Source organism: Candidatus Spyradosoma sp. SGI.093 (assembly GCF_050314555.1).
In the GTDB taxonomy this organism is placed as follows: domain Bacteria; phylum Verrucomicrobiota; class Verrucomicrobiia; order Opitutales; family UBA953; genus Spyradosoma.
In genome coordinates, this window is sequence record NZ_JBNPNH010000019.1 from 1 (window position 1) to 1,028 (window position 1,028).

General features: G+C 42.8%; 1 protein-coding gene. It reads right to left on the bottom strand.

Annotated features, from left to right (window positions below):
• Positions 1–14 precede the first annotated feature (14 nt).
• The gene (locus tag ACQREB_RS08800) at positions 15–995 is read right to left on the bottom strand and encodes an IS982 family transposase (RefSeq protein ID WP_071121765.1); all 981 of its coding nucleotides are present in this window, start codon (positions 993–995) and stop codon (positions 15–17) included.
• Positions 996–1,028 lie beyond the last annotated feature (33 nt).

Below are 1,028 nucleotides of genomic sequence, written 5' to 3' on the forward strand. Positions count from 1 at the left end.
ACCTGTTGGCGGAATTAATTTAGTGCATACTTAATTCTGCCAATGGGCTTGTCGTTAATGAAGTTTACGTATTGCAGAATGGTAAGTGCACTAATTTTGCCAATGATCCTGGCAAACAAACCATTCGTTATTTTCGCATAGTTCCTGATGACCAAGAACTGGTCTGTAAGTTGTGAGAATATTGTCTCAATCCTCTTTCTTGCCTTTGCAAACGGAATGAATGTCGGTTTCCAATCCTTTTGGTTGAGCCGATACGGACACTCCAGTCTTATGTGTGCGGTTTCGAACAAGTCAAGCTGTACGTCAGCTCCAATATACCCTTTGTCACCATAGATGCTACAGTCGTGATAAGTATGTTTTACATCCTTCATATAATGGAGGTCCGCCACACTTGCCTTTGACAGATCATAGGAATGGATAACTCCACTTAACCCACAGAGAGCGTGTAACTTATAACCAAAATAATACGTGTTCTGCGAAGCACAGAAGCCGAAGTCGGGAGCTTGCGAGAAATTGCCGGTACGTCCCATCTTGCAACGTTTTCCTCTTGCAACCCTACAGACCTCTATCGGCTTGGAGTCAACAAAGAATTGTTCCTCTCCGCCATCCATTTCCATGGCAATCCGCTTGCGCAGTTCCTCACACAGGCCTGCCGTTTTCTTCCTGCGGTCATTGAACTGTCTCCTTGATATGAGATTAGGAATGTTGTCCTTGTACTCTTGCAATTTATAGTCGAACAACCACTTCTCACTATCAATGCTCTCGGTCTCTGCCGTCAAGGATAGCGCCACCACTTCCAAATCCGAAAACTTGGGAACAGGACCACGACGTGGAACATTACCCGATTCATTGACGAGATTTTCAGAGAATTGCTTGCATATCTCGAGTATTTTGACGAATTTTGTATAAAGGTTGTACATACGATGGTTTGGACTTAATGTTTTGAACACCACTAAGTTACTAAAAATCAGCGATATGTGCAACTTTTTACTCATATTTATCAACTTAAATTAATTCCGCCAACGGGT

Coding starts and splice junctions, on each gene's coding strand:
- ACQREB_RS08800 (WP_071121765.1), bottom strand. CDS start 995: ATGAGTAAAAAGTTGCACATATCGCTGATTTTTAGTAACTTAGTGGTG.